The organism is Streptomyces sp. NPDC050418 (genome assembly GCF_044458745.1).
Taxonomy (GTDB): domain Bacteria; phylum Actinomycetota; class Actinomycetes; order Streptomycetales; family Streptomycetaceae; genus Streptomyces.
This window is the reverse complement of the sequence record NZ_JBITIG010000003.1, coordinates 173,288-198,904: the sequence shown is the minus strand read 5'-3', so window position 1 is coordinate 198,904 and position 25,617 is coordinate 173,288. Positions and strand designations below refer to the sequence as shown.

At 68.5% G+C, this 25,617-nt stretch carries 27 protein-coding genes; 6 read left to right on the top strand and 21 right to left on the bottom strand.

All coding sequences use genetic code 11. The features are described from left to right. The 12 genes from rplN to rpsJ all read right to left on the bottom strand — a co-directional run bounded on the left by rplN (position 1) and on the right by rpsJ (position 5,757). A complete protein-coding gene (gene rplN, locus ACIBI4_RS08295) occupies positions 1-369 on the bottom strand; it encodes a 50S ribosomal protein L14 (protein WP_119286207.1) in 369 nt (122 codons plus the stop codon). 112 nt (positions 370-481) lie between these two features. Beyond that, positions 482-766, bottom strand: coding sequence for a 30S ribosomal protein S17 (gene rpsQ, locus ACIBI4_RS08290; RefSeq protein WP_399202844.1), 285 nt, complete (start codon positions 764-766; stop codon positions 482-484). Next, the gene (gene rpmC / locus ACIBI4_RS08285; RefSeq protein ID WP_052580777.1) at positions 766-990 is read right to left on the bottom strand and encodes a 50S ribosomal protein L29; all 225 of its coding nucleotides are present in this window, start codon (positions 988-990) and stop codon (positions 766-768) included. Before rpmC ends, rpsQ begins: the two co-directional genes overlap by 1 nt. After that, a complete protein-coding gene (rplP, locus tag ACIBI4_RS08280; protein WP_059424836.1) occupies positions 990-1,409 on the bottom strand; it encodes a 50S ribosomal protein L16 in 420 nt (139 codons plus the stop codon). Before rplP ends, rpmC begins: the two co-directional genes overlap by 1 nt. Positions 1,410-1,414: 5 nt before the next feature. After that, positions 1,415-2,248, bottom strand: a complete 834-nt coding sequence (rpsC, locus tag ACIBI4_RS08275) for a 30S ribosomal protein S3 (protein WP_399202843.1) — start codon at positions 2,246-2,248, stop codon at positions 1,415-1,417. Then, positions 2,248-2,595: a 50S ribosomal protein L22 gene (rplV, locus tag ACIBI4_RS08270; protein WP_135332555.1), complete on the bottom strand. Its 348-nt coding sequence runs from the start codon at positions 2,593-2,595 to the stop codon at positions 2,248-2,250. The genes rpsC and rplV overlap by 1 nt, the downstream gene beginning before the upstream one ends. 43 nt (positions 2,596-2,638) lie before the next feature. Next, positions 2,639-2,920: a 30S ribosomal protein S19 gene (rpsS, locus tag ACIBI4_RS08265; protein WP_003992359.1), complete on the bottom strand. Its 282-nt coding sequence runs from the start codon at positions 2,918-2,920 to the stop codon at positions 2,639-2,641. A 12-nt stretch (positions 2,921-2,932) separates the two neighbouring features. Further along, positions 2,933-3,769, bottom strand: a complete 837-nt coding sequence (gene rplB / locus ACIBI4_RS08260) for a 50S ribosomal protein L2 (RefSeq protein WP_093613750.1) — start codon at positions 3,767-3,769, stop codon at positions 2,933-2,935. Positions 3,770-3,808: 39 nt separating this feature from the next. Next, a complete protein-coding gene (gene rplW / locus ACIBI4_RS08255; RefSeq protein ID WP_187819709.1) occupies positions 3,809-4,129 on the bottom strand; it encodes a 50S ribosomal protein L23 in 321 nt (106 codons plus the stop codon). Continuing rightward, positions 4,129-4,779 (bottom strand): 50S ribosomal protein L4, encoded by a 651-nt coding sequence (gene rplD / locus ACIBI4_RS08250; protein ID WP_399202842.1) that lies wholly within the window; start codon positions 4,777-4,779, stop codon positions 4,129-4,131. Before rplD ends, rplW begins: the two co-directional genes overlap by 1 nt. A gap of 7 nt (positions 4,780-4,786) precedes the next feature. Continuing rightward, positions 4,787-5,431, bottom strand: a complete 645-nt coding sequence (gene rplC / locus ACIBI4_RS08245) for a 50S ribosomal protein L3 (RefSeq protein WP_399202841.1) — start codon at positions 5,429-5,431, stop codon at positions 4,787-4,789. A 17-nt stretch (positions 5,432-5,448) separates the two neighbouring features. Beyond that, positions 5,449-5,757, bottom strand: a complete 309-nt coding sequence (gene rpsJ, locus ACIBI4_RS08240; RefSeq protein WP_003948644.1) for a 30S ribosomal protein S10 — start codon at positions 5,755-5,757, stop codon at positions 5,449-5,451. A 596-nt stretch (positions 5,758-6,353) separates the two neighbouring features. Between rpsJ and ACIBI4_RS08235 the strand changes: the two genes are divergently transcribed. The 3 genes from ACIBI4_RS08235 to ACIBI4_RS08225 all read left to right on the top strand — a co-directional run bounded on the left by ACIBI4_RS08235 (position 6,354) and on the right by ACIBI4_RS08225 (position 10,494). Beyond that, positions 6,354-7,874 (top strand): ricin-type beta-trefoil lectin domain protein, encoded by a 1,521-nt coding sequence (locus tag ACIBI4_RS08235; RefSeq protein ID WP_399202840.1) that lies wholly within the window; start codon positions 6,354-6,356, stop codon positions 7,872-7,874. Between the two features lie 172 nt (positions 7,875-8,046). Beyond that, a complete protein-coding gene (locus ACIBI4_RS08230; protein ID WP_399202839.1) occupies positions 8,047-8,994 on the top strand; it encodes a LysR substrate-binding domain-containing protein in 948 nt (315 codons plus the stop codon). Positions 8,995-9,114: 120 nt separating this feature from the next. Further along, positions 9,115-10,494, top strand: a complete 1,380-nt coding sequence (locus ACIBI4_RS08225) for a carbohydrate-binding protein (RefSeq protein ID WP_399202838.1) — start codon at positions 9,115-9,117, stop codon at positions 10,492-10,494. An 85-nt stretch (positions 10,495-10,579) separates the two neighbouring features. On the opposite strand, the gene tuf is transcribed toward ACIBI4_RS08225, so the two are convergent. From tuf to rpsL, 4 genes are all read right to left on the bottom strand, one after another. Beyond that, complete coding sequence (gene tuf, locus ACIBI4_RS08220; RefSeq protein WP_399202837.1) at positions 10,580-11,773, bottom strand: elongation factor Tu; 1,194 nt, start codon at positions 11,771-11,773, stop codon at positions 10,580-10,582. Positions 11,774-11,919: 146 nt separating this feature from the next. Continuing rightward, entirely contained in the window at positions 11,920-14,043 is a 2,124-nt protein-coding gene (fusA, locus tag ACIBI4_RS08215) for an elongation factor G (protein WP_399202835.1), read from the bottom strand. Positions 14,044-14,082: 39 nt separating this feature from the next. Beyond that, positions 14,083-14,553 carry a 30S ribosomal protein S7 gene (gene rpsG, locus ACIBI4_RS08210; RefSeq protein ID WP_003974303.1) on the bottom strand — a complete coding sequence of 157 codons (471 nt, stop codon included), beginning with the start codon at positions 14,551-14,553 and terminating at the stop codon, positions 14,083-14,085. Positions 14,554-14,555: 2 nt separating this feature from the next. Beyond that, complete coding sequence (gene rpsL / locus ACIBI4_RS08205) at positions 14,556-14,927, bottom strand: 30S ribosomal protein S12 (protein WP_003948652.1); 372 nt, start codon at positions 14,925-14,927, stop codon at positions 14,556-14,558. A gap of 330 nt (positions 14,928-15,257) precedes the next feature. Between rpsL and ACIBI4_RS08200 the strand changes: the two genes are divergently transcribed. The 3 genes from ACIBI4_RS08200 to ACIBI4_RS08190 all read left to right on the top strand — a co-directional run bounded on the left by ACIBI4_RS08200 (position 15,258) and on the right by ACIBI4_RS08190 (position 19,089). Next, entirely contained in the window at positions 15,258-16,502 is a 1,245-nt protein-coding gene (locus ACIBI4_RS08200) for a cellulase family glycosylhydrolase (protein WP_399202834.1), read from the top strand. A gap of 140 nt (positions 16,503-16,642) precedes the next feature. Beyond that, positions 16,643-17,932 (top strand): lipopolysaccharide biosynthesis protein, encoded by a 1,290-nt coding sequence (locus ACIBI4_RS08195; protein ID WP_399202833.1) that lies wholly within the window; start codon positions 16,643-16,645, stop codon positions 17,930-17,932. Then, positions 17,929-19,089: a glycosyltransferase family 4 protein gene (locus tag ACIBI4_RS08190; RefSeq protein WP_399202832.1), complete on the top strand. Its 1,161-nt coding sequence runs from the start codon at positions 17,929-17,931 to the stop codon at positions 19,087-19,089. The genes ACIBI4_RS08195 and ACIBI4_RS08190 overlap by 4 nt, the downstream gene beginning before the upstream one ends. 39 nt (positions 19,090-19,128) lie before the next feature. Here the strand turns inward: ACIBI4_RS08190 and ACIBI4_RS08185 are convergent, their stop codons facing one another. The 5 genes from ACIBI4_RS08185 to ACIBI4_RS08165 form a co-directional block, all read right to left on the bottom strand. Next, positions 19,129-20,283 (bottom strand): glycosyltransferase family 4 protein, encoded by a 1,155-nt coding sequence (locus tag ACIBI4_RS08185; RefSeq protein WP_399202831.1) that lies wholly within the window; start codon positions 20,281-20,283, stop codon positions 19,129-19,131. Then, positions 20,280-23,018: a hypothetical protein gene (locus ACIBI4_RS08180; protein ID WP_399202830.1), complete on the bottom strand. Its 2,739-nt coding sequence runs from the start codon at positions 23,016-23,018 to the stop codon at positions 20,280-20,282. The genes ACIBI4_RS08185 and ACIBI4_RS08180 overlap by 4 nt, the downstream gene beginning before the upstream one ends. Continuing rightward, a complete protein-coding gene (locus tag ACIBI4_RS08175) occupies positions 23,015-24,109 on the bottom strand; it encodes a glycosyltransferase family 4 protein (protein ID WP_399202829.1) in 1,095 nt (364 codons plus the stop codon). Before ACIBI4_RS08175 ends, ACIBI4_RS08180 begins: the two co-directional genes overlap by 4 nt. A 23-nt stretch (positions 24,110-24,132) precedes the next feature. Then, positions 24,133-24,573 carry a hypothetical protein gene (locus ACIBI4_RS08170; protein WP_399202828.1) on the bottom strand — a complete coding sequence of 147 codons (441 nt, stop codon included), beginning with the start codon at positions 24,571-24,573 and terminating at the stop codon, positions 24,133-24,135. A 119-nt stretch (positions 24,574-24,692) separates the two neighbouring features. After that, a complete protein-coding gene (locus ACIBI4_RS08165; RefSeq protein WP_399202827.1) occupies positions 24,693-25,520 on the bottom strand; it encodes a glycosyltransferase family 2 protein in 828 nt (275 codons plus the stop codon). Positions 25,521-25,617 lie beyond the last annotated feature (97 nt).

Below are 25,617 nucleotides of genomic sequence, written 5' to 3'. Positions count from 1 at the left end.
TTACAGCACCTCCGGCGCGAGCGAGATGATCTTCATGAACTTCTTCTCGCGCAGCTCACGGCCCACCGGGCCGAAGATACGGGTGCCGCGAGGGTCGCCGTCGTTCTTCAGAATGACGGCGGCGTTCTCGTCGAAGCGGATGTACGAGCCGTCCGGACGGCGGCGCTCCTTGACGGTGCGAACGATGACCGCCTTGATGACGTCACCCTTCTTCACATTGCCGCCGGGGATCGCGTCCTTGACGGTGGCGACGATGACATCGCCGATGCCCGCGTAGCGGCGACCCGAGCCACCGAGAACACGGATGCAAAGGATTTCCTTCGCACCGGTGTTGTCGGCGACCTTGAGTCGCGACTCCTGCTGGATCACGTCTATCTCCTGTGTGTCTGCCGGTTCCCGGCAGGGGCTTCCTTCGTACGGAGACGAAGTCGGCCCCTGCCGAGCCTGGCGGAACTAGCCCTGAGGGAAACCCCTCAGAGGATTACTTGGCCTTCTCGAGGATCTCGACGACGCGCCAGCGCTTGGTCGCCGACAGCGGACGCGTCTCCATGAGGAGGACACGGTCGCCGACGCCGGCAGCGTTCTGCTCGTCGTGCGCCTTGAGCTTGTTCGTACGGCGGATGACCTTGCCGTACAGCGCGTGCTTGACGCGGTCCTCGACGGCGACGACGACGGTCTTGTCCATCTTGTCGCTGACGACGAGACCCTCACGGGTCTTGCGGAAGCCGCGCGCCTCGGTCTGCTCGGTCACGTTGTTCTCACTCATCAGGCGTTCTCCACCGTCTCGATGCCCAGCTCGCGCTCGCGCATCAGGGTGTAGATCCGCGCGATGTCCTTACGGACGGCCTTGAGCCGGCCGTGGTTTTCGAGCTGGCCCGTGGCCGCCTGGAAGCGGAGGTTGAACAGCTCTTCCTTGGCCTCGCGAAGCTTGCCGACAAGCTCTTCGTTGCCCAGCTCGCGGAGCTCGGACGCCTTGGTACCGGTCGACATCACGCTTCACCTGCCTCGCGCTTAACGATCTTGCACTTCATCGGCAGCTTGTGAGCCGCACGAGTCAGCGCCTCACGCGCGATCTTCTCGTTGGGGTACGACAGCTCGAACATGACGCGTCCGGGCTTGACGTTGGCGACCCACCACTCCGGCGAACCCTTACCGGAACCCATGCGGGTCTCGGCAGGCTTCTTGGTGAGGGGGCGGTCCGGGTAGATGTTGATCCAGACCTTGCCGCCACGCTTGATGTGGCGGGTCATCGCGATACGCGCGGCCTCGATCTGACGGTTGGTGACGTACGCCGGCGTGAGCGCCTGGATGCCGTACTCACCGAACGCAACCTGCGTGCCACCCTTGCTCATACCCGAGCGCTTGGGGTGGTGCTGCTTGCGGTGCTTGACCCGACGGGGGATCAGCATGGTGGTCAGGCCTCCGTTCCGGTGCTCTCAGCAGCCGGAGCAGCGGCAGCCTCGGCCTTGGGGGCCTCGGCGGCCGGAGCCGTCTGCTGTGCGGGCTTGCGGCCGCGGCCGCCACGCTCGCCACCACGGCCACCGCGGGCCGGGCGGTCGTTGCCACCGCGGGCCGGGCGGTTACCCGCACGGGCGGCAGCGTTCTCGGCGCGGACCTCGGCGATGTTCTTGACGTCGCCCTTGTAGATCCAGACCTTGACGCCAATGCGACCGAAGGTCGTCTTGGCCTCGAAGAAGCCGTAGTCCACGTTCGCGCGGAGCGTGTGCAGCGGCACACGACCCTCGCGGTAGAACTCCGAACGGCTCATCTCGGCGCCGCCGAGACGGCCGCCACACTGGATCTTGATGCCCTTGGCGCCGGCCTTCATGGCGGACTGCATGCTCTTGCGCATGGCCCGACGGAAGGAGACGCGGGAGGACAGCTGCTCGGCAACGGCCTGGGCAACCAGCTGGGCATCGGTCTCGGGGTTCTTGACCTCGAGGATGTTCAGCTGGACCTGCTTGCCCGTGAGCTTCTCGAGGTCACCGCGGATGCGGTCGGCCTCGGCGCCACGGCGGCCGATGACGATGCCCGGGCGGGCGGTGTGGATGTCCACGCGGACACGGTCACGGGTGCGCTCGATCTCAACCTTCGAGATGCCGGCGCGCTCCATGCCGGACGTCATCATCCGACGGATGGCGACGTCTTCCTTGACGTAGTCCTTGTACAGCTTGTCGGCGTACCAACGCGACTTGAAGTCGGTCGTGACACCGAGCCGGAACCCGTGCGGGTTTACCTTCTGGCCCATTACCGGGTTCCTTCCTTGCTGCTGACGACCACGGTGATGTGGCTGGTCCGCTTGCGGATCCGGTAGGCACGGCCCTGAGCACGCGGACGGAACCGCTTCAGGGTCGGGCCCTCATCCACGAACGCCTCGCTGATGAACAGCGAAGAGGCGTCACTGTGGTCGTAATTGTGCGCGGCGTTGGCGATGGCGCTGTCGAGCACCTTGCCAACGGGAACCGAGGCTGCCTGCGGAGCGAATCGCAGGACGGCCTGGGCCTCCGTGGCGTCCATGCCACGGATGAGGTCCACCACGCGGCGGGCCTTCATGGGCGTGACGCGGATGTACCGCGCCTGGGCCCTGGCTTCCATGGTTGTCCCTTCAGTTTCTTACGTGTCTGAATGCGATCCGCTGTTAGCGGCGCTTCGACTTCCGGTCGTCCTTGACGTGACCCCGGAAGGTGCGCGTCGGCGAGAACTCGCCGAGCTTGTGGCCGACCATCGACTCGGTGACGAACACCGGGATGTGGGTCTTGCCGTTGTGCACCGCAAGCGTGTGGCCGAGCATGGCCGGCACGATCATGGAGCGACGGGACCAGGTCTTGATGACGTTCTTGGTGCCGGCTTCGTTCTGGGCGTCCACCTTCTTGATCAGGTGGTCGTCGACGAAGGGCCCCTTCTTCAGGCTACGAGGCATCTCAACCCGTCCTTAGCGCTTCTTGTTCGTCTTGCGGCGGCGGACGATGTACTTGTTCGACGCCTTCTTGGGCGAACGAGTACGGCCTTCCTTCTGACCCCAGGGGCTGACCGGGTGGCGACCACCGGAAGTCTTGCCCTCACCACCACCGTGGGGGTGGTCAACCGGGTTCATCACGACACCACGCACGGTCGGGCGGACGCCCTTCCAGCGCATACGGCCGGCCTTACCCCAGTTGATGTTGCTCTGCTCGGCGTTGCCGACCTCGCCGACGGTGGCGCGGCAGCGCGCGTCGACCAGGCGGATCTCACCGGAGGGCATACGAAGGTGGGCCATCGTGCCCTCCTTCGCCAGGAGCTGCACCGAGGCACCCGCGGAGCGGGCGAACTTGGCGCCGCCACCGGGACGGAGCTCGATGGCGTGGATCGTCGTACCCACGGGGATGTTGCGCAGCGCGAGGTTGTTGCCCGGCTTGATGTCGGCCGTCGGGCCGTTCTCAACCCGGTCACCCTGCTGCAGGCCGCGCGGCGCGATGATGTAGCGCTTCTCGCCGTCGGCGTAGTGCAGCAGCGCGATACGCGCGGTGCGGTTGGGGTCGTACTCGATGTGCGCGACCTTCGCCGGCACGCCGTCCTTGTCGTGACGACGGAAGTCGATCACGCGGTAGGCGCGCTTGTGGCCACCACCCTGGTGGCGGACGGTCACACGACCGGTGTTGTTACGGCCGCCCTTGCTGTGCAGGGGGCGGACCAGCGACTTCTCCGGCGTGGACCGCGTGATCTCGACGAAGTCGGCGACGCTGGAGCCACGACGGCCCGGCGTAGTCGGCTTGTACTTGCGGATTCCCATTTCTCAGTCCTCGTCCGATATTCGGACCAGGGCGCTCCGTTAGGAGGCCTGGCCGAAGATGTCGATACGGTCGCCCTCAGCGAGGGTCACGATGGCGCGCTTGGTGTCGGCACGCTTGCCGAAACCGGTGCGCGTACGCTTCCGCTTGCCCTGACGGTTGATCGTGTTGACCCCGGTGACCTTGACGCCGAAGACCGCTTCCACGGCCTGCTTGATCTGGGTCTTGTTGGAGCCGGGCGCGACGATGAACGTGTACTTGTTCTCGTCGAGCAGCGCGTAGCTCTTCTCCGAGACGACCGGCTTGACGAGGATGTCGCGCGGGTCCGAGAAGGTCTTGCTGGTAACGGTGGCTTCAGACATCAGCCCTCGCTCCCTTCGGTGTCAGCCTTGGGGCCGGCGACGAAGGAGTCGAAGGCGGCCTTGGTGAAGACCACGTCGTCCGAAACGAGCACGTCGTACGTGTTCAGCTGGCCCGGCTCCAGGATGTGGACCTGGGGCAGGTTGCGAGCGGACAGCAGCGCGACCTCGTCCTCGCGGGTGATGACCAGGAGCACGTTCTTGCGCTCGCTGACCTTGCCCAGGAGGGTCTTGGCGGCCTTGGTGCTGATGTCGCCCTCAACCACGCCGGACACGACGTGGATGCGGTTGTTGCGGGCCCGGTCGGTGAGGGCGTGGCGCAGGGCCGCGGCCTTCATCTTCTTCGGGGTCCGCTGCGAGTAGTCACGCGGCACGGGGCCGTGGACGACGCCACCGCCGGCGAACTGCGGCGCACGGGTCGAACCCTGACGGGCGCGGCCGGTGCCCTTCTGGCGGTACGGCTTGCGGCCACCGCCACGGACTTCGCCGCGGGTCTTGACCTTGTGCGTGCCCTGGCGGGCAGCGGCCAGCTGCGCGACAACGACCTGGTGGATCAGCGGAATGCTGATCTTCTCGACGTCGAAGATCTCCGAGGGGAGCTCAACGGTCCCGGCCTTGTCGCCTGCCGGCGAAAGGATGTCAATGGTGCTCATCGGTTCCTCAAACCCCCTTGGCCGCGGTGCGGACCAGGACGAGGCCACCGTTGGGGCCGGGGACGGCGCCCTTGATGAGCAGCAGACCCTTCTCGGCGTCAACGGCGTGGACGGTCAGGTTCTGGGTGGTGACCCGCTCGTTGCCCATGCGACCCGCCATGCGCATGCCCTTGAAGACACGGCCGGGGGTGGCACAGCCACCGATGGAACCGGGCTTGCGGTGGATGCGCTTGGCACCGTGGGAAGCCTTGCCACCCTTGAAGTTGTGGCGCTTCATGACACCGGCGAAGCCCTTGCCCTTGCTCTTGCCGGTCACGTCGACCTTCACGCCGGACTCGAAGGTCTCAGCGGTGAGCTCCTGGCCGAGGGTGTACTCACTGGCGTCAGTGGTACGGATCTCGACGAGGTGGCGGCGGGGGGTCACGTCGGCCTTGGCGAAGTGGCCCTTGAGGGGCTTGTTCACCTTGCGCGGGTCGATCTCGCCGAAGGCGATCTGGACCGACTCGTAGCCGTCGGAGTCATTCGTACGGACCTGGGTCACGACGCAGGGGCCGGCCTTGACGACGGTCACGGGGACGATGCGGTTGTTCTCGTCCCAGACCTGCGTCATGCCGAGCTTCTCGCCCAGGATGCCCTTGATCTGCTTAGCCATTCTCGATCACCGGGCCCTTAGAGCTTGATCTCGATGTCGACACCGGCCGGAAGGTCGAGTCGCATCAGAGAGTCAACGGTCTTGGGGGTCGGGTCGAGGATGTCGATGAGGCGCTTGTGCGTGCGCATCTCGAAGTGCTCGCGAGAGTCCTTGTACTTGTGCGGCGACTTGATGACGCAGTACACGTTCTTCTCGGTGGGGAGCGGCACCGGGCCCGCGACCGACGCACCAGTACGGGTCACCGTCTCGACGATCTTCTTCGCCGAGGAGTCGATGACCTCGTGGTCGTAGGCCTTGAGCCGGATGCGGATCTTCTGTCCCGCCATGGCTACTCAGTAGTCCTTTGTCTAGTAAACGCTCTGGAACCCAGGGGTTCTGTTGACTCCTTCTCCGACCCCCGCGGTCGGGCGTGTCGCAACCTCACTGACACAGATCTCCCGAAGGATTTCCCTGCTAGGGGTTGCGGCCCAAGGGCCGCGAGATGGGGGAAGGAACACCCACCGGGCGCCTGGCCGAGCCACCGCACTGCACTTCCCGGAAGATTCCCGTACGTCCGCCCCAGTGCTGCCCGAGGGCAGTTAAGGCGACGAGTACTGTGGGACTCGCTTCCGGTCCTCCCGGCGGGAGGCGCGCAGCATCGGCACTCAACCGAGCAACCCCGATAGTCTGCCATACGGGCCCGTCAGGGCGCCAATCGGGCGGATGAGAGTACCCCTGTGACGCCGGGTGTCAAACCAGCCGCGGCACCTCTGAGCCCCTTCATGGTGGCCCGCCCCGCGGATTTCGTGGCGATCGTCACATTCAGGACGCCGACGTGCGCCTCTCACCCTCGCAGAAGTTGAGACTTTGTCATCTTCGAGTCTTCCCACGCCGCCCTGCGACCGCTAAATACCCGGGGTAACACCTACCCGGGAGGCATCTCATGCCACATATCAGGTCACGGCTGAGAACCTGCGCCACCGCAGCTGCCTTAGCCCTGTCGTTGTCGGCACTCGCTCTGCCCACCGCGAGCGCGGCCCCCATGGGCGCCGACGACAGCCCCAGTGCGGCGGCATCCACCCCGCTCCCCGCCGAACTGGAGAAGATCCGCGCGGCCGAGGCCACCAAGCTCTACGGCAGCCCCGAAGAACGGCCCATGGCCGAGCGGAAGACCAATGTGATCTCGCTCGGCGACTCCGAGATCTCCGGCGAGGGCGCCGGCTCGTACGAGCCGGGTACCAACGGACCGTCGAACTGGTGCCACCGCTCCACCCAGGCCGCGATCCACCGGACCGGACTCGCGGAGCTCTCCAGCAACGTCTCGTGCTCGGGTGCGTCGACTCCCAACGTGAAGATCGGCGGGTCGAAGCAGTACGCCGACGAGCTGGTCCAGTCCGACAACCTCGCGATCAAGGCCCGTAACACCCGGCTCAAGATGGTGGTCATGGTCGTCGGCGCCAACGACGACATCCAGTTCGGGCCGGTGATGACGGACTGCGTGACGCGCTGGGTGCTGTCGCAGGGCACCTGCGAGCCGAAGTACGCACCGGGCTGGCAGGGCCGCGTGGACGGCATGGTGCCGAAGGTCTCCGCCACCGTCGGCGACGTCAAGAAGGTCATGCGCGACGCGGGCTACACCGACGGCTCGTACAAGCTCGTCCTGATGAGCTACCCCTCCCCCATCAGCCCCGACATGCAGGACAACCCGAACTTCCCCGGGAAGCTGCCCGGCGGCTGTCTCGGGTACGACTCGGACGCGGCCTGGGGCCGCAACGTCGCCGTGCCCGCCTTCGAGCGCGGCATCCGCAGTGCCGCGCAGCAGTCCGGCGCCGACTACCTCGACGCCTCCCGGCTGTTCCACGGGCACGAGGTGTGCATGGACAGCACCTGGGCGCGCGGCTTCTTCTACGACGGCTCGTTCCCGCCGGACGAGAACTCGGTCCGGCAGAGCTACCACCCCAACGCGGCGGGCCACGGAGCCTTCGCCTCGTGCTTCAGCCAGTTCTACAACTCCGGTCTGCGGGAGGCCTCTTGCGCCGATCCCGCCTCCACCAACCGTCCGAAGCTGTACGCCGGTGCCTGGGACGACAAGTTCAAGCCGGTGAAGAACGCGGCCACCGGCCAGTGCCTGGACACTGCCGGCGGATCGTCACGGAACTACACAGCCGTCGTGGGCTGGGACTGCCACGGCGGCCGCAACCAGAGCTGGTGGTACGACCCCGAGCAGAAGTCGGTCCATGTCGGGCTCTCCCATGACCGCTGTCTCGACTCCCGCGACATCAAGGCACCGACCGCCGCGATCCTGTGGGACTGCCACGGCGGCGACAACCAGAAGTGGACCCGCCCGTCGGACGGCACCCTCCGCCCGGCCACGGCAACCGGCCTCTGCCTGACCCAGCCCACAGCGGGCAAGGCCGTGGCGCTCCGTCCTTGTGACGGGTCCGCGGCCCAGCGCTTCGTCTAGCGCCTGACTCTCACGACGTACGGGTGCGAGGGGCCCACGTCCGGCCATCACCGCCGGGCGTGGGCCCTGCGCGTGTCCCCCGGCCGCTTCCGGCCACCCCACGCCGAGCTTGGCCTGCATTGGTCTGCACCAGCCCCTTGCCCCCTCCCCCTCCCGCCCCCAAGCTCCCCTCATGGAGCTGGAGTTGCGTCATCTCAGGACGGTCCGGGCCATCGCCGAGGCCGGGAGTCTCACCAAAGCGGCGACGGTGCTCGGGGTGGCCCAGCCGGCCCTCAGCGCACAGCTCAAGCGGATCGAGCGGGCGCTGGGCGGTGCCCTGTTCGAGCGCGGACGGTCCGGTGTGCGGGCCACCGCCCTCGGCGAGCTGGTGCTCGAACGCACCCGGATCGTGCTGCCCGCGGTGACCGAGCTCCAGGAGGAGGCGGTGCGCTTCGCCCGCTGCACGGGCGCGTCCACCACGATCCGCCTCGGCGGCACGCACGGTCCGCTGCTCGGCGCCCTCCTCGACCGGCTCACGGGCGCGCTGCCCGAGGTCCGGGTGGAGACCCGGGCCTCCTGGTCCGAGCGCGGGCTCGCCGAGCTGCTCGGCGAGGGCCGCCTCGACTTCGCCCTGGCCGGGACCTGCGGCTCGGCCGCGCCGCCCGCGGCCGACCGCCTCGCGTGGCACGAGATCGCCATGGACCCGGTGTTCGTGATGATGCCCGAGGGGCACCCGCTGGCCGCGCGCGCGGAGATCGAGCTGGTGGACCTCGCCGCCGAGGACTGGGCCTGTGTGCCCGGCGACGGCTGCTTCGGCGACTGCTTCACGGCCTGCTGCGCCGCCGCCGGCTTCACACCGCACCGGCTCTACGAGACGGATGTCAGCTCGCTCGTCCACCTGGTGCAGGTGGGCCGGGCGGTCGGCCTGTGCCGGGCCACGTTCCCGCCGACCCCCGGCATCGTCAGCCGTCCGCTGCGCGGCACTCCCCTGGCCTGGCGCCACCTCCTCGGCTGGCACCCGGTCTCCCAGGACGCGGACCTCGCGCGCACCGTACTCGCGCAGGCACGCATGGCGCACGCGGCGGTGGCGGCGCGCAGCAGCAGCTATACGGAGTGGCTCGCGAAGCATCCCGTTTCCTGAGCCCTCCCCCATAACGCCATGGAGAGGGCCGACTGAGGTCTTATCCGCACCACCGCTCCCTTCCTACGGTTTCGGTCGCACAGCCATCTGTCGCACGAGACGAAGCCGAGGAGAACCCCCATGCTCCAGCGACCCACCCGCGCCAGAGCCGCGGGTGCCGCACTCGCCGCAGCGGCCGCCCTGATCACGGCCGGGCTCGGCAATTCCGCGAGCGCCACGACGGCCGCATCCCCCGCACCGGCAGCCCCGCCGTCCGCCGCACAGACACTGCGTACGGCCGACGCACCACCCGCCCTGCTCCGCGCCATGCAGCGCGACCTGGGCCTGAGCGCGCAGCAGGCCGAGCGCCGTCTCGCCAACGAGGCCGAGGCGGCGGCCACCGCGGGCCGGCTGCGCCTCGCGCTCGGCGGCGACTTCGCGGGCGCGTGGCTCGGCGGCGCCGAGTCCGGCACGCTGACCGTGGCGACCACGGACACCGCCGACGTACGCGCCATCGAGGCACAGGGCGCCAAAGCCTCCGTCGTACGTCACTCCCTGTCCGACCTGGACCGCGCCAAGGCCCGGCTCGACCGGGCGGCCGAGCGCCGGGACACCTCCGACGCACCCGTCCGATACGTGGATGTCGCCACGAACCAGCTGGTCGTCGAGGCGATACGCCCCGCCGCCGCCCACGCGCTCCTGGACGCCGCGGGCATCGACGCCTCGCTCGCGCGGGTCGTGAAGACCACCGAGCGGCCGCGCGCCCTGTACGAACTCAAGGGCGGCGACGCGTACTACATCAACAACAGCGGGCGCTGCTCGATCGGCTTCCCGGTCACGCGCGGCACCCAGCAGGGCTTCGCCACCGCGGGCCACTGCGGCCGGGCGGGCGACCGGACCACCGGCTACAACCGGGTCGAACAGGGCACGTTCCAGGGCTCGGTCTTCCCCGGCCGGGACATGGCATGGGTGGCGGTCAACTCGCAGTGGACCGCGACCCCGTACGTGAAGGGCGCGGGCGGCCAGAACGTACAGGTCACCGGGTCCACGCAGGCACCGGTGGGCGCGTCGGTCTGCCGCTCCGGCTCCACCACGGGGTGGCACTGCGGCACCATCCAGCAGCACAACACCAGCGTCACGTACCCCGAGGGGACCATCTCGGGCGTGACCCGCACGTCGGTGTGCGCCGAGCCCGGAGACTCCGGCGGCTCGTACATCTCCGGCAGCCAGGCACAGGGCGTCACGTCGGGCGGCTCGGGCAACTGCTCCAGCGGCGGCACGACGTTCTTCCAGCCGATCAATCCGTTGCTGCAGAACTACGGCCTCACCCTGAAGACCACCACCGACCCGGGCGAGCCCGGCGAACCCGGTGAGCCCGGCGGCACCTGGGCGGCCGGCACCGTCTACCAGGCGGGCGCCACGGTGACGTACGGCGGCGCGACCTACCGCTGCCTCCAGGGCCACCAGGCCCAGACGGGCTGGGAGCCGCCGAACACTCCCGCCCTGTGGCAGCGGCAGTAGACAGAAACGACCGAAGCCCCCGTACACCGGAAGGTGTACGGGGGCTTCGGCTTGAGCTGGAAGCTCAGGTACCGCGAGTCAACAATTACTTGTTGATCTTGGTGACCTGGCCGGCGCCCACGGTCCGGCCACCCTCACGGATGGCGAACTTCAGGCCCTCTTCCATGGCGACGGGCTGGATGAGCTCAACGGTCATCTCAGTGTTGTCGCCCGGCATGACCATCTCGGTGCCCTCGGGGAGGGTCACGACGCCGGTCACGTCCGTGGTACGGAAGTAGAACTGCGGGCGGTAGTTGTTGAAGAACGGGGTGTGACGGCCACCCTCGTCCTTCGACAGGATGTAGGCCTGGGCCTCGAACTCGGTGTGCGGCGTGACCGAACCGGGCTTGATGATGACCTGGCCGCGCTCGACGTCCTCGCGCTTGATGCCACGGAGGAGCAGACCGACGTTCTCACCGGCCTGGCCCTCGTCGAGCAGCTTGCGGAACATCTCGATGCCGGTGACCGTGGTGGTGGTCTTCTCCTGCTTGATGCCCACGATGTCAACGGTCTCGTTGACCTTGAGGACACCACGCTCGATACGACCGGTGACGACGGTGCCACGACCGGTGATCGTGAAGACGTCCTCGATCGGCATCAGGAACGGCTTGTCGACGTCACGCTCGGGCTGCGGGATGTTCTCGTCGACGGCCTTCATCAGGTCGAGGACGGTCTTGCCCCACTCGGCGTCGCCCTCGAGGGCCTTGAGCGCCGAGACCTTGACGACCGGCAGGTCGTCGCCCGGGAACTCGTACTCGGAGAGGAGCTCACGGACCTCGAGCTCGACGAGCTCCAGGATCTCCTCGTCGTCCACCATGTCGGCCTTGTTCAGGGCGACGACGATGTACGGAACGCCGACCTGGCGGGCCAGGAGCACGTGCTCCTTGGTCTGCGGCATCGGGCCGTCGGTGGCGGCGACCACGAGGATGGCGCCGTCCATCTGCGCGGCACCCGTGATCATGTTCTTGATGTAGTCCGCGTGACCGGGGCAGTCGACGTGGGCGTAGTGACGCGCCTCGGTCTGGTACTCGACGTGCGCGATCGAGATCGTGATACCGCGCTGGCGCTCCTCAGGAGCCTTGTCGATCTGGTCGAAGGCCGAGGCCTCGTTCAGGTCCGGGTACGCGTCGTGCAGCACCTTGGTAATGGCGGCCGTGAGGGTCGTCTTACCGTGGTCAATGTGACCGATGGTGCCGATGTTGACGTGCGGCTTAGTCCGCTCGAACTTCGCCTTCGCCACTGGGTCCTCCTGTGGAGTGGTTCTGGTACGCCTTACTCATCGGCGCCAGGTGATCTTTGCTGGGATGCCAGCCACCGGGGTTCGCCCCTGGGTCGGGGTGAACCCCCGGCGGATGGTGTCAAGCCTAAAGCGTGAAACCGAGTGGTTTATTCGCCCTTGGCCTTCGCGATGATCTCCTCGGCGACGTTCCGGGGAACCTCGGCGTAGGAGTCGAACTGCATCGAGTAGCTTGCGCGACCCGAGGTCTTGCTGCGGAGGTCTCCGACGTAGCCGAACATCTCCGAAAGCGGCACGAGGCCCTTCACGACGCGGGCGCCGCTGCGCTCCTCCATGGCCTGGATCTGGCCACGGCGGGAGTTGATGTCACCGATGACTTCACCCATGTAGTCCTCGGGCGTGGTGACCTCGACGGACATCATCGGCTCGAGCAGCACGGGGCTGGCCTTGCGAGCGGCCTCCTTGAACGCCTGCGAACCGGCGATCTTGAAGGCGAGCTCGGAGGAGTCGACCTCGTGGAAGGCACCGTCGAGAAGAATGACGCGAACGCCCGTCATCTCGTAGCCGGCCAGGATGCCGAACTGCATGGCCTCCTGCGCACCGGCGTCCACCGAGGGGATGTACTCCCGCGGGATACGGCCACCGGTGACCTTGTTCACGAACTCGTAGCTGTCGCCGCCCTCGATGGGCTCGATCGCGATCTGCACCTTGGCGAACTGACCGGTACCACCGGTCTGCTTCTTGTGGGTGTAGTCCACGCGCTCGACGGCCTTGCGGATCGTCTCGCGGTACGCGACCTGCGGCTTGCCGACGTTCGCCTCGACCTTGAACTCGCGACGCATACGGTCGACGAGGACGTCGAGGTGAAGCTCGCCCATACCACCGATGATGGTCTGTCCGGTCTCCTCGTCCGAGTGAACCTGGAAGGAGGGGTCCTCCTCCGCGAGACGCTGGATGGCGACACCCAGCTTCTCCTGGTCACCCTTGGACTTGGGCTCGATGGCGACCTGAATGACCGGCGCCGGGAAGTCCATGGACTCCAGGATGACCGGGTTCTTGTCGTCACACAGCGTCTCACCGGTGGTGGTCTGCTTCAGGCCCATGACGGCGACGATGTCACCGGCGCCCACCGACTCGATCTCCTCACGCTTGTTCGCGTGCATACGGTAGATCTTGCCGATGCGCTCCTTCTTGCCCTTCACGGAGTTCAGCACCGCGGTGCCGGCGTTCAGGCGACCCGAGTAGACCCGGATGAAGGTGAGCTTGCCGAGGTGCGGGTCGGAAGCGATCTTGAACGCGAGGGCCGCGAGCGGCTCCTCGTCGTTCGGCTTGCGCTTCACGACGACCTCGGGGTCCTTGACGTCGTGGCCCTCGATGGCCTCGACGTCCAGGGGCGAAGGCAGGTACCGCACGACCGCGTCGAGCAGGGGCTGGACGCCCTTGTTCTTGAACGCGGTACCGCAGAACACGGGGGTGACGGTGGTGTCGCCACCCTTGCCCGACGCGATGGTGATACGACGGATCGCGGCGTACAGCTGCTCCACCGAGGGCTCCTGGCCCTCGAGGTACAGCTCCATGATCTCTTCGTCGTTCTCGGCGACGGTCTCGAGGAGCTTGCCGCGCCACTCGTCGGCGGCCTCGGTGTGCGTGGCCGGGATCTCGACGGTGTCGTAGGCCTCGCCCTTGGCGGCCTCGGCCGACCAGACGTACGCCTTCATCGTGACGAGGTCGACGACACCCTGGAAGTCGGCCTCGGCACCGATGGGGAGCTGCATGACGATCGGGGTGGCGCCGAGGCGGTCCACGATCATGTCGACGCAGCGGTGGAACTCGGCACCAGTGCGGTCGAGCTTGTTGACGAAGCAGATACGCGGCACGCCGTAGCGGTCCGCCTGACGCCAAACGGTCTCGGACTGGGGCTCTACGCCGGCGACGCCGTCGAACACGGTGACAGCACCGTCGAGCACACGCAGGGAACGCTCCACCTCGACGGTGAAGTCGACGTGACCCGGGGTGTCGATGATGTTGATCGTGTGGTCGACGTCCTCGAGCGGCCAGTGGCAGGTCGTGGCAGCAGACGTGATCGTGATGCCACGCTCCTGCTCCTGCTCCATCCAGTCCATCGTGGCGGCGCCGTCGTGGACCTCACCGATCTTGTACGAGACACCGGTGTAGAACAGGATCCGCTCGGTGGTGGTCGTCTTGCCCGCGTCGATGTGGGCCATGATGCCGATGTTGCGCACCTTGGCCAGGTCAAGCGAAGTGGTAGCCATATCGGCTCAGTCTTCTCTCGGTCTCGATGTGGGTTGCGACTACCAGCGGTAGTGCGCGAAGGCCTTGTTGGACTCGGCCATCTTGTGCGTGTCCTCGCGCTTCTTCACAGCGGCACCGAGGCCGTTGGAGGCGTCGAGGAGCTCGTTGAGGAGACGCTCGGTCATGGTCTTCTCGCGACGGGCGCGGGAGTAACCGACGAGCCAGCGCAGGGCGAGCGTGTTCGCACGGCCCGGCTTGACCTCGATCGGGACCTGGTAGGTCGCGCCACCGACACGGCGGGACTTGACCTCGAGGGTCGGCTTGATGTTCTCGAGCGCACGCTTCAGCGTGATGACCGGGTCGTTACCGGTCTTCTCACGCAGACCCTCCATGGCGCCGTAAACGATGCGCTCGGCGGTGGAGCGCTTGCCGTTCAGCAGAACCTTGTTGATGAGGGAGGTCACCAGAGGAGAACCGTAGACCGGGTCGATGATGACCGGGCGCTTCGGGGCGGGGCCCTTACGAGGCATTCTTACTTCTCCTTCTTGGCGCCGTAGCGGGAACGAGCCTGCTTACGGTTCTTGACGCCCTGCGTGTCCAGGGAACCGCGGATGATCTTGTAGCGAACACCCGGCAGGTCCTTCACACGGCCACCGCGCACGAGCACGATGGAGTGCTCCTGCAGGTTGTGGCCCTCACCCGGGATGTAAGCGGTGACCTCGATGCCGGAGGTCAGGCGAACACGCGCGACCTTCCGCAGCGCCGAGTTCGGCTTCTTCGGGGTGGTGGTGAAGACACGCGTGCAGACGCCGCGGCGCTGGGGCGAACCCTCGAGTGCGGGCGTCTTGTTCTTCTCGACCTTGTCCTGCCGGCCCTTACGGACCAGCTGCTGGATCGTAGGCACTACTTCTCCGGTTTCTGTGTGCCGTCATAAAGCTAACCTGGAACTTCGCCGACCCACGCGGTCGGGTGTGTCGCTCGCTGCAGACTCCCGCTGCAAGGCGGAGAGAGGCGCAGATTGCGGTGGCCGCATCGGCACTCGGCGGTGTTGAAGGCACGCACGAGCGCCAGGGCACACCCCAGGCACAAGGTCTGAGCGTACCGAGCGTCCTCAGTTCGGTCAAAACATCAGCTCTACCCCAGAGCAGGCCGCGGCTACCCGCGGCAGCGAATCCGGTCCGGTATACGCGGTATATCCCCTGGCCAGAGGATAACTATCGGCTAAGGTGCCCCCATGCCGAAAGCCCACCAGCGCGGCGATGGGGCCGGTATGGAACCGCCCGTCATATCCCGCCGTCCGCTGTTGAAGGCCCTGTGGACCGTTCCCGTATTTGTCGCCTTGGGCAGCGGATGCGCCACGGATTCCAGCAAAGGGTCCCCCGCCTCGTCGGACAAGCCGTACGAATTGCCGTCATCGGCCGCACTGGCCGACGGGAAACGCAAGAAGCCGCTCGATTTCGGCCTTGCCTACAGCGACACCCTGCCGTGGATGTCCGACGTCGATCTCGCCCAGGCCCTCGACGACGCCGCCGATCTGGGGGTCGGCTGGATTCGTGCGGATCTTTCCTGGACGAACATCCAGCCGGACGGCCCTGACCAGTACCTCTGGGAGCGCTTCGACCGCATCGCCAAGGGTGCGCAGGAGCGCGACCTGAAGGTGCTCGCCACGCTCGGTTACAGCCCGCAGTGGGCCGGGGACCCCTCGTGCGGTGTCAAGAACGCCACCTGCCCGCCGGCGGACAACGAGCGCTTCGCGCAGTTCGCCTCCGAGGCCGTCACCCGCTACGCGGCGATGGGCGTGCACGCCTGGCAGGTCTGGAACGAGGCGAACATCAAGAACTTCTGGCAGACCGGTGCGGACCCGAAAAGGTACACCGATCTGCTGGCCAAGGCATCCGCGGCCATCCGCGCCGCCGACCCGGAAGCCTTCGTCCTGATGTGCGGTCTCGCCAACTCCGGTACGAGCGAAGGCCGTGAGGCGCCCGTCGAGTTCCTCGACCACGTCCTGGAGGAGGGTGCCGGGAAATACGTGGACGGCATCAGCTTCCATCCGTTCGCCCGCGTGCAGCTGCCGAGCACGAAGACCGGCCGCAGCACGTACGAGAAGATCAAGGGCGCGCGGCAGAGCCTGACTTCGGTGCTCGCCCGGCACGATCTGAGCGATCTGGAGATCTGGCTCACGGAGACCGGGGCGCCCACGCACGGCAACGGCGCCGCGGCGGACAACGAGAACCCCGGCAAGGACACCAGCCACGCCACGTACGCCCATCAGGCGCGTATCGCGGCCGACGTGGTCAAGGCGGCGGACGAACTGACCGCGGTCACCAAGGTGTTCTGGTACTCGCACCGCGACACAGAGCCCGAGGAGAAGAACGCAGGGCGGCACCACTACTACGGGCTCATCGAGTACGGCGGAAAGCGCAAGCCCGCGTTCGACGCCTATCGTGACGCCGTGGCGGACTACCGCGCCGAGCACTGACGACCGCCGGCCGGACTGTGGGGAGACAGTCCGGCCCGCGGATCAACAACACCATCGCGGCACCGGCCCGGCCGGTGCCGCGACGCCGGACACATGTGGGGGGAACGTGAGCTTCGTGCTCCGCCACGGACAGGCCGGGCGTGGCCAGACATAGGCGCCCGCGGCCCGCCGTGTACCGCAATTCGTTTTTCGTGCTGGCCTCGACGGCCAGCACCGCCCTTCTCGGGTTTCTCTTCTGGGTGGTCGTCGCCCGCTTCTACAGCCCGACCCAGGTCGGTATCGCGACCACACTGATCTCCGCGCTGAGCCTGATCTCGTATCTGAGCCAGTTCGGGCTGAACAACACCCTCATCCGCTTCCCCGCGGCCGCGGACGACCGCAACGCCCAGCTGACGATGGCGCTGGGCGCGGTCGCGGCGGCAGGGGCACTGCTCGGGCTCGGGTATGTGGCGGGACTGCCCTGGTACGGCGAGAAGCTGCTGTTCATCCGCGAGAACCCGATGGCCGTCGCGGTCTTCGCCGCGCTGTGCTCGCTCGCCGCCCTCAACCAGCTGGCGAAGTCGGTCTTCACCGGCGCCCGTACCCCTGAACTCAACGTGCTGTCCGACGGGTTGGCCCAGGGGGTGGCGAAGCTGGCCATGCCCGCCGCCCTGACCGGACTCGGGGTCTTCGGGATCGTCGGCTCGACCGGAGCGGGATTCGCCGCCGCCGTGCTGTGCGCGCTCATCCTGCTGCGGCGCAGGCTCGGCTTCCGCTTCGAGCTGCGCTTCGGGGGTACGCGGCTGCGCGAGCAGTTCCACTACTCCCTCGGCAGCTACGCCTCCGGACTGCTCGATCTGCTGCCGCAGCTGGTGCTGCCGCTGATCGTGCTGCACCACCTCGGCGCCGAGTCGACCGGCTACTTCTACGTGGCGTTCCAGATCGCCGCACTCCTGCACGCCATCGCCTTCTCCGTGGGCGAGGCGCTCTTCGCCGAGGGCTCGCACGACCCGGCCCAACTGCCCATGTTGCTGCGCCGCACCGCGGTGATCATCGCTGCCGCCCAGACGGCGGCGGCCACGGTGGTCGCGCTGGGCAGCGGGTTCGTGCTGCGGCTGTTCGGCGGCGGTTACGCCGACGCCGCCGCGTCGCTCCTGACCGCCTTCGCTGTCAGTTCGCTCGCCGTGGCACTCAACGCGTGGGCCAACTACGCCCTGAAGGTGACGCGCCAGCTGCGCCAGCTCATCGTCAACAACGCCATCTTCGCCACCGTCACCGTCACCCTGGCCCTGCTCTGGGCCTCCGACGGACTGGTCTGGATCGGCTGGGCCTGGGGCCTGGGCAACCTCGCGTCCGGCCTGGTCGGCCTCTGCGCCCTGCTCCTGGGCCGACGCCGGCGGCAGACCCCCGACGTCCCGCATCACACCCACAGAGAGGTCATCAGCCGGTGAACGCCGACGACACCACCGTCCCGCCGCGGACACGGCGCACGGTCGCCGTGGTCTCCTCGTACTACCCGCCGAAGATCGGCGGCGTGGAGAACTACGCGGCCCGGATCGCCGAGGCCGTCGCGGCCGCACCGGACCTGCGGGCCGTCGTCCTGACCACCAACCCCGACGGCCGCGGCACCACCGTGTCGCAGGAGAACGGGGTGACGGTCGTACGCCTCGGCGCCTGGCTGAAGCTGTCCAACACCCCGCTCAACCCGCTCTGGGTCCTCCAGGTCCGCCGGTGGCTGCGCCGCGAGCGCGTCGACGTGGTCAACGCCCACACGCCGGTGCCCGGCCTCGCGGACATCGCGGTGTTCTCGGCGAAAGGGCGGCCGACGGTCCTCACGTACCACGCGGGCACCATGCACAAGCAGGACGCGGGCAACGGTCTGGCGAACCGCATCATCGGCTTCTACGAGCGCTTCGTCCTGCCGCGGCTGATGAACCGGACCACTGTGCCGGTGCCCGTGGCGCCCGGGTCCCTGGCCTACGGCCGTCCGAGGGCCGTGGAGATCCCGCCCGGCGTCGACATCCGGCGCTGGACCCCCGGTCCCCCGCCTTCCGAGCGGCCCCAAGTCGTCGTCTATGTGGGCCGGATGGACAGCACCTCACGCTGGAAGGGCGTCGACCAGCTGATCCGCGCGTTCGCGCTGCTCGGGGACCTGCCCGAGGCGCGGCTCAAGCTGATCGGCGGCGGTGACGACGTGGACCGGCTCCTGAAGCTCGCCGCCGAGCTCGGCGTCGCCGACCGGGTCGTCTCCACGGGCCCCCTGCGCGGCGAGGAGCTCGTGGACGCCGTACGCCAGGCCCGTGCGGGCGTGCTGTCGTCCGTGAGCGACTCGGAGTGCTTCGGCACGGCCCTCGCGGAGGCGCAGGCCTGCGGCACCCCGGCCGTGGGCACCGCCGTCGGCGGACTGCCGCACACGGTGGCCGACGGCGAGACGGGGCTCATCGTGCCGCCCCGGGACCCGGAGGCGCTCGCCGCGGCGCTGCGCAGCCTGCTCACGGAGGACGAGCGCGCGGACCGGATGGCGGTGGCCGCGCGCCGCCGCGTGGTCGAGAAGTACGACTGGGAGCTGCTGACGGAGCGCTACAACGAGCTGTTCCGCTCGCTGTGACCTGAGGGGAGGGGCGGCGCGCGCTGCCCCTCCCCTCACTCACCTTCGTACGGGCTCCGCCGCTTCCTCGTACTGCTCGATCAGGCTCTGCGCATGCGTGTCCCACGAGAACGCGGACTGCGCGTACTGCGCCGAGTACTTCGCCATCTCCGTGCGCAGCGTCGGATCGGCCGCCAGCCGGGAGAGCGCGGCCGCGACCTGCTGCGGGGTGCGCTCGGCGAACACGAACCGTTCCGTGTCGAGGCCGTACGGCGCGTAGCCGGGGTCGGGTGTCGTCACCACCGGCAGACCGGAGGCCATCGCCTCCTGCACCGACAGCGGGAAGCCCTCCGCCACGGACGGCAGGACGAACATGTCGCAGGCACGGTAGAGGCGGGCGAGCCGCTCGGGCGGCAGGGCGCCGACGTAGTGCACCCCTTCGCCCCCCGTCGCGGCCGAGGCGTCGCCGCCACCGGCGAGGACCAGGTCGAAGCCGTCGGTCAGCGCACGCGCCGCGAGCGCGATGTCGTACCCCTTCTTCGGTACGAGCCGGCCGGCGAACAGCGCGAGCGGACGGTCGGCCGGGAGCCCGAACTCGGCGCGTATCCCGCGCTGTTCGAGATCGTCCTGGCGCGGCCGGTACAGCTCCGTGTCGACCCCGTTCGGCAGATGCCGCATCCGCTCCGCCGCGACGCCATGGCCGCGCACGAAGCCGGCGACACGGTCGTTGAGGGTGAACACGGTGCGGGCACCGCGCCAGATGCGCGCGCCCGCCAGCCGGTACACGGCCCGCTGGACCGCCGTGACGAGCTTCGACGGGTGGTCGACCAGCTCGACATGCTGGGTGACGAGCCAGGGGCGACGGGCCCGGCGGGCGGCGAAGGCACCGGCCCACGAGGTCAGGTAGAAGGTGTCGTGGAGGTGCACGACGTCCGACCGGCGTGCCCAGACCTTCATCGTGCGCATCAGGCCCGGGCCGAACAGCGGGAACGGCACGCCGAGGCGGGACTCGAACCCGTTCCATGCCCGCACACGGACGACCCGTACCCCGTCCTCGACGGTCTCGGAGCTGCGCTCGCCGGAGGTCACCACGGTGACGTCCAGGCCGAGCCGGGCCAGCCGTACGGCCTCGGCCTGCACCACGCGCTCGATGCCGCCCATGTGGGGCGGATAGAAGTGGCTGACGAAGAGCACACGCCGCACCGAACCGGTCATCTCAGCACCACCGAACCGCCGTTGTTGTACACCAGGTCCTTCTTCTTCTCGATCAGCTCCCGCGGGAACTCGTACGTGATGCGGTCGCCCCGGTAGAAGATCGTCATCCGTCCGGTGCGGGTCGGGGTCGTACCGAGCACCAGATAGGCGTCCTTCTCCAGCCACACCGGCGTACTGACGAACGACGCACCGGATTCCATGTGCGGCTTGAGGCGCGTGTACGAGAACTCGTCCATCTGCACCGGCGTCGTGTCCTTGCTCGCCCGCTTCCAGGCGTCGAGCCACAGCGCGGCCTGCACCTCGGGGGCCTGCGTGTAGTAGATGTCGTAGTAGTCACCGGCGTTGGACAGCTGGATCTGGGCCGGGTAGCCGCCGAGTGCCTTCGGCATCACGCCGATGAGGTTCAGGAGCAGGCAGAACGTGAGCACCGCGCTGAGCCCCTCCTTGCGGGGTCCGGCCCGGCGCAGGGTCCAGAGCGTGCCCGCGGCCAGGAACGGCGCGCAGAAGAACAGACCTTGCTGGAAGGCGCGCAGCACGCCGTAGTCGACCGAGAGCTGTGGCACGACGGTGAACAGCGCGACGGCGCTCAGCGCGGCCAGCGCCATCGTCGTCTGGTCGCGCACGGCACGGAAGGCCGAGCGGCGCGCCTTGAGCACCACCCAGACCCCGAGCACGGTCATCAGCTGGAAGAAGTACGCGCTGGCGGCGCGCACCGCCGCATTGACGGAGTGCACCGGCACACCGAACACATCGAGGATCTGGCCGGGTGCCGTGAGCGGCATGTCCGCGGTGGACACGGCGGTCCAGTCGATGCCGTCGAGCTCCTTCTCCGTGAGCAGCAGATGCCCCCGCTGCTTCGTGGAGTCGGCCTCCGCCTGCTTCACGTACTCCTCGAGCCGCTCCTGTGCCGAGAGCTGCTTGCCGCCGAACAGGCTGTAACCGGTGTCGGAGGAGCCGGACTTCTTCTCCGAGGGCGCGAGGAGGTCCGAGACCGCCTGGCCCACGGTCAGATGCAGCTGGCCGCCGGTGTGCGTGACCGGCCCCGCCCACACCAGGGCGGCCACCGCGGGCACGAGCACCATCCACCACTGGATGAAGGACAGCATCCGGTCCTCGCGCCGCCGCTTGCGCTGCCGCAGCCGGCTGCGGCGCGACAGCAGACGCCACACCTTGTCGTAGAAGACCGCGAGGGCCAGGGTCCCGATGACCACGTAACCCGTCGAGTAGTGCGCCAGGATCACACCGATCAGGAGCACCGTGAAGAGCACCCTGCGGGCCCGGCGCGGGCCGCGGCTGTCGGTGAGTGCCACGATCGCGCCGCCGAGCAGCACGAAGGCGATGGCCTGCCGGCCCAGGTAGACCATGTCGGTCAGGAAGGTCGGGAAGGCCACGAAGAAGACGGCCGCGAGCAGGGCGACCGAACGCCGTGACACGTTGCGCACCGAGCGGAACAGCATGACGGGCGTCAGGGCGAACAGCGCCGGGATGATCGCCTTGAAGATGTAGATGTCGTCGATGCCGGTGAGCTGGCGGATGCTGACAGGAAGCAGCGTGATGCTCAGACAGGCGTTGTACGCGTGGCTGTACGTGGAGACGTCCCAGTACTCGCCGCCCAGCGCGATCCGGAAGAAGAGGTACTCGGTCTGGACGTCGTGCCCGGTGATGAACCAGCCGCGCAGCGACGCGAGCAGCAGCAGGCCGAGCGTCGCCAGGTAGAGCCCGGTCTCGAGCGCGCTCAGATGGTACTTGCGCCGCTTCATCGACAGCAGCAACAGCAGGGCGCCGCCGAGGACGCTGGCCACGACACTGACCGCGCCGCCATACCCGTTGTTGAGCCGGATCGCCCCGGCGATCGAGCAGATGACGGTGACACCGCCCGCGACCGTCACGACACCGAGGCCCGGCGTCGCACGGGCGAGCCGCCACAGGTCCGACGCCCTGGCGAACACGCCCGCGCTGTGCCCGGGGGCGTACTTCCACCGGAAGAACCACAGCGCGGCGAGAGCGACGAGGCTCGCCGCCGTGAGCGGGCCTGTGGTCAGCGGCCTGTCGTTGCCCGCCAGGGGCAGCACCGTGTTCACGGCGAGCGCCACCAGCATGTCCTGCAGCACGACGAGGCCCACCGCGACCAGCGTGCCCGCGCTGCCGGTCGGAACGATCCGACGGGCGAGCGGCCGCCACAGCTGGAGCGGTGCGCCGAAGAGCACGTACAGCCCCGCGAGCAGCCGGGCCAGGGACGGTACGCCGGGAAGCAGGACCGCCGCGGCGCAGCACCCGGCGGCCAGCAGCACCCCGAGCCCGGGCAGGCCACGCCCGCCCGGGCCGCGGTGCTCGTCGCGACGGCGGGAGGGACGGGAGCGCGGGCCGGGGGCATCGGGGTCGTGTCGGTCGCCGTGGCGCCGGCCGTCGTCATGCGGGTCGCTGCGGTACGCGTCGTCTCGGTACGCGTCCTCGCGGTACGAGTCCTCGCGATACGGGTCGCCCCGGTACAGGTCGTCGCGATAGTCGTCGCGGTATGCGTCGCCATTCGGGCCGGAGCGCGGACCACCGCCGTACGGACCCGGGCCACCGCCGTACGGACCAGGATCCCCGTCGTACGGACCGCCGCTGTACGCGTGGCCGGGACCGGCGTGCTGCCCGCCGTCATACGCCCCGGGACGACGGCCGTACCCGGGCGGCGCGCCCTGATGGGGCGGTGGCCCCGGAGGGCCGCCCCGACTCTGCGGATACGTCACGGCAGGACCTCGTCGTAGACGCGCTCGACGCGCTCCGCGACCCGGCCCCAGCTCAGCTCGGCTGCCACCCGCGCGCTGCGCGCGGCCAGGTCGCGCCACAGCTCCCCGTCGCCCGCGAGCACATCGATCTGCCGTGCCAGCGCGGCCGGTTCGGGCGCGGCGAGCAGACCGGTGCCGGTCACGAGCTCGCGGTTCCCCGGCACATCGGTGGCGATCACCGGAAGGCCCGCCGCCATCGCCTCAAGGAGCACGAGCGGCATGCCTTCCTTGTCGGACGGCAGCACGAAGGCGTCGCTGTCCGCGTAGGCCTTCACCAGATCGTCCCCGTGCAGCGACCCTGCGAACTCCACGTTCCGCAGCCCGAGCCGGTTCGCCTGGGCCTCGAGCTCGCCCCGCAGATCCCCATCACCGACAAGACGCAGCCGCACGTCCCGCTGCACCAGAGGCATGGAGTCGAGAAGCCGTGCCACGTTCTTCTGGACGGAGAGCCGTCCCACGAAAAGCAGGCGCAGGGGATGTTCCGGCGCGGGTCGGGGCGGCATGAAGTAGGTGTCGGACACCCCGTTGGGCACGATGTGCAGCCGCTCGCGCGGCACTTCGTACCGCTCTGCCAGGAAGTCCGCCATCTCCGGCGTCAGCGCGATCACCGCCGCAGCGCGGCGCAGCACCCGGCCGAGGAAGTGCTGCTTGTACCAGGGCAGCAGCCGGCCGAGCGGGCCACTGGCGTCCACGTCGAGATGGAAGTGCGCGATGTACGGCACCTTCCGCAGGGCGGCGACGGCGGAGACGAGTTCGGGGACGAGGGCGTGCGCGATGTGCAGATGGACGAGATCGCCGGGCCGGGCCTTGGCCAGCTGCACCGGAAGCGCCGCCGATATCGCGGTGTTGGCCACCTCGAGCGCGGGCAGCCGGTGCACCTGGACGCCGTCCTCGGTGCTGTGCCGGGGCAGACCCGAGGTCCGCAGACCGGTGGTCACCACGTGCACCTCGTGCCGCTGTGCGAGTTCACGCGACAGATGCGAGACCACCCGCTCCAGACCGCCGAGCGCCGGCGGATAGTAGGGGGTGACCTGGATGACTCTGCGGCCCATGTGCGCCGGCTCCTTCTGCACGCTCACCCGTCGGACTCCAGTCGGCCGACTATGTACTCGGACCTGCCCGTCACGGTGACGCGCAGCGTGTCGGCGTTCTTCGCCTCCGGCACGGCGACGTCGACGACGCCCGGCCGCCCGTCGGCGGCGCGCACCGTGACCCATCCGGTGGCCAGGGTCTTGCCGCCGCGGCCGGCCTCCGTCTTCAGGACGAAGGTGCCGGGTGCCGCCTTGGGCGCACCCGCTGCCCGCTCGCGCGAGGACGGGCCGGCCGGGGGCACGTCGCCGTGCGGGGTGACGGCGACCTGCGCCCGCAGCTTCCCGCCGCTGCTCGACGGGAGTTCGATGAAGTAGAGCTCCACGAGCGGCTTGTCCTGACGCGTGAAGGAGTTGGCGAGCTCCTCACGGACCGTCGGACTCGACCACGCGGCAAAACCGCCGGCCGCCAGCACGAGCGCGAACACGACAGGCCAGACCGCCGGACGACCCCGGCGGCCGGTCCGGCCGCCTCTGCCGCGTCGCCGTGTGCGTGCTGTGTCGGTGCGCATCGTGTCCTTCGTTCCAGGGCAACCCGCCCTGCTCTCTAGAGACTTCCCGTCTCCGTGGCCGGTTGCGGGCTCTCGTGCATCGCCTGCGATCCCGCCGTCCGCTGTCGGGGCATCAGCGGGGGCGGAACGGGTCTGGTGGAGCGCTCGCGCCACTGCGCACGGGTCTGCGTCCGCAGTGCATTGTCCTTGAGCCGGTGACGGAAGAGCTGGGCGAGATTGGACACACCGTCGGAGAACGCGTTCAGCTTGACCTCGCCTCCGCGCGGCCGGTACTCGATGGGCACTTCGAGGCAGCGGAAGCCCTCGCGTACGGCGGCGTTCTTGATCTCCTGCGAGAAGCCCATGCCGTCGGAGGTGACCTTGAGGCTCTCCCAGATGTAGCGGCGGAAGACCCACATCCCGCTCTGCGAGTCCCGCATCTCGCTCTTGAAGAGCTTGCGGCTGAGCAGGCTGAGCGCGTGGTTGGCGACCGTGTGCGAGGGCTTCATGGCCGTACGGTTCTCGCGGCCGAGCCGGTTCGTGTTGAGGAACTCGATCCGGTGCTCCTCGACGATGCCGAGCAGCCTCGGCAGATCGTCGAAGGGATAGGTGCAGTCGGCATCGCCGGTGGCGATGACATCGCCGCGGGCCGCGGAGATGCCGGCCTTGTACGCGTTGCCGTAGCCGCGCAGCGGCTGGTGCACGACGCGCGCGCCGTAGGACTCGGCGATGGCCGCGGTGCCGTCGGTCGAGCCGTTGTCGGCGATGACGATCTCAACCCCCCAGCCCAGCACGGTGAGTTCGTCGACGGGAATCGTCGCGAACACATGCGGCAGATTCTCGGCCTCGTTCAACGCGGGAATGACGATGGAGAGTGTGGACACAGCTAGTCCCCCCAGCTGGTGATGAAAACAGGAGCTCGGGTCCCGAGACCCGGCGCCGTGTTCTCACACCCCCCGCCGGACTCGCCCGTCAGCGGCG

Bases quoted from the DNA above. Each gene is read 5' to 3' on its own strand.
- rpsQ (WP_399202844.1), bottom strand. From the start codon at position 766: ATGAGTGAGAACAACGTGACCGAGCAGACCGAGGCGCGCGGCTTCCGC.
- rpmC (WP_052580777.1), bottom strand. From the start codon at position 990: ATGTCGACCGGTACCAAGGCGTCCGAGCTCCGCGAGCTGGGCAACGAA.
- rplP (WP_059424836.1), bottom strand. From the start codon at position 1,409: ATGCTGATCCCCCGTCGGGTCAAGCACCGCAAGCAGCACCACCCCAAG.
- rpsC (WP_399202843.1), bottom strand. From the start codon at position 2,248: ATGGGCCAGAAGGTAAACCCGCACGGGTTCCGGCTCGGTGTCACGACC.
- rplV (WP_135332555.1), bottom strand. From the start codon at position 2,595: ATGGAAGCCAGGGCCCAGGCGCGGTACATCCGCGTCACGCCCATGAAG.
- rpsS (WP_003992359.1), bottom strand. From the start codon at position 2,920: ATGCCTCGTAGCCTGAAGAAGGGGCCCTTCGTCGACGACCACCTGATC.
- rplB (WP_093613750.1), bottom strand. From the start codon at position 3,769: ATGGGAATCCGCAAGTACAAGCCGACTACGCCGGGCCGTCGTGGCTCC.
- rplW (WP_187819709.1), bottom strand. From the start codon at position 4,129: ATGTCTGAAGCCACCGTTACCAGCAAGACCTTCTCGGACCCGCGCGAC.
- rplD (WP_399202842.1), bottom strand. From the start codon at position 4,779: ATGAGCACCATTGACATCCTTTCGCCGGCAGGCGACAAGGCCGGGACC.
- rplC (WP_399202841.1), bottom strand. From the start codon at position 5,431: ATGGCTAAGCAGATCAAGGGCATCCTGGGCGAGAAGCTCGGCATGACG.
- rpsJ (WP_003948644.1), bottom strand. From the start codon at position 5,757: ATGGCGGGACAGAAGATCCGCATCCGGCTCAAGGCCTACGACCACGAG.
- ACIBI4_RS08235 (WP_399202840.1), top strand. From the start codon at position 6,354: ATGCCACATATCAGGTCACGGCTGAGAACCTGCGCCACCGCAGCTGCC.
- ACIBI4_RS08230 (WP_399202839.1), top strand. From the start codon at position 8,047: ATGGAGCTGGAGTTGCGTCATCTCAGGACGGTCCGGGCCATCGCCGAG.
- ACIBI4_RS08225 (WP_399202838.1), top strand. From the start codon at position 9,115: ATGCTCCAGCGACCCACCCGCGCCAGAGCCGCGGGTGCCGCACTCGCC.
- fusA (WP_399202835.1), bottom strand. From the start codon at position 14,043: ATGGCTACCACTTCGCTTGACCTGGCCAAGGTGCGCAACATCGGCATC.
- rpsG (WP_003974303.1), bottom strand. From the start codon at position 14,553: ATGCCTCGTAAGGGCCCCGCCCCGAAGCGCCCGGTCATCATCGACCCG.
- ACIBI4_RS08200 (WP_399202834.1), top strand. From the start codon at position 15,258: ATGCCGAAAGCCCACCAGCGCGGCGATGGGGCCGGTATGGAACCGCCC.
- ACIBI4_RS08185 (WP_399202831.1), bottom strand. From the start codon at position 20,283: ATGACCGGTTCGGTGCGGCGTGTGCTCTTCGTCAGCCACTTCTATCCG.
- ACIBI4_RS08175 (WP_399202829.1), bottom strand. From the start codon at position 24,109: ATGGGCCGCAGAGTCATCCAGGTCACCCCCTACTATCCGCCGGCGCTC.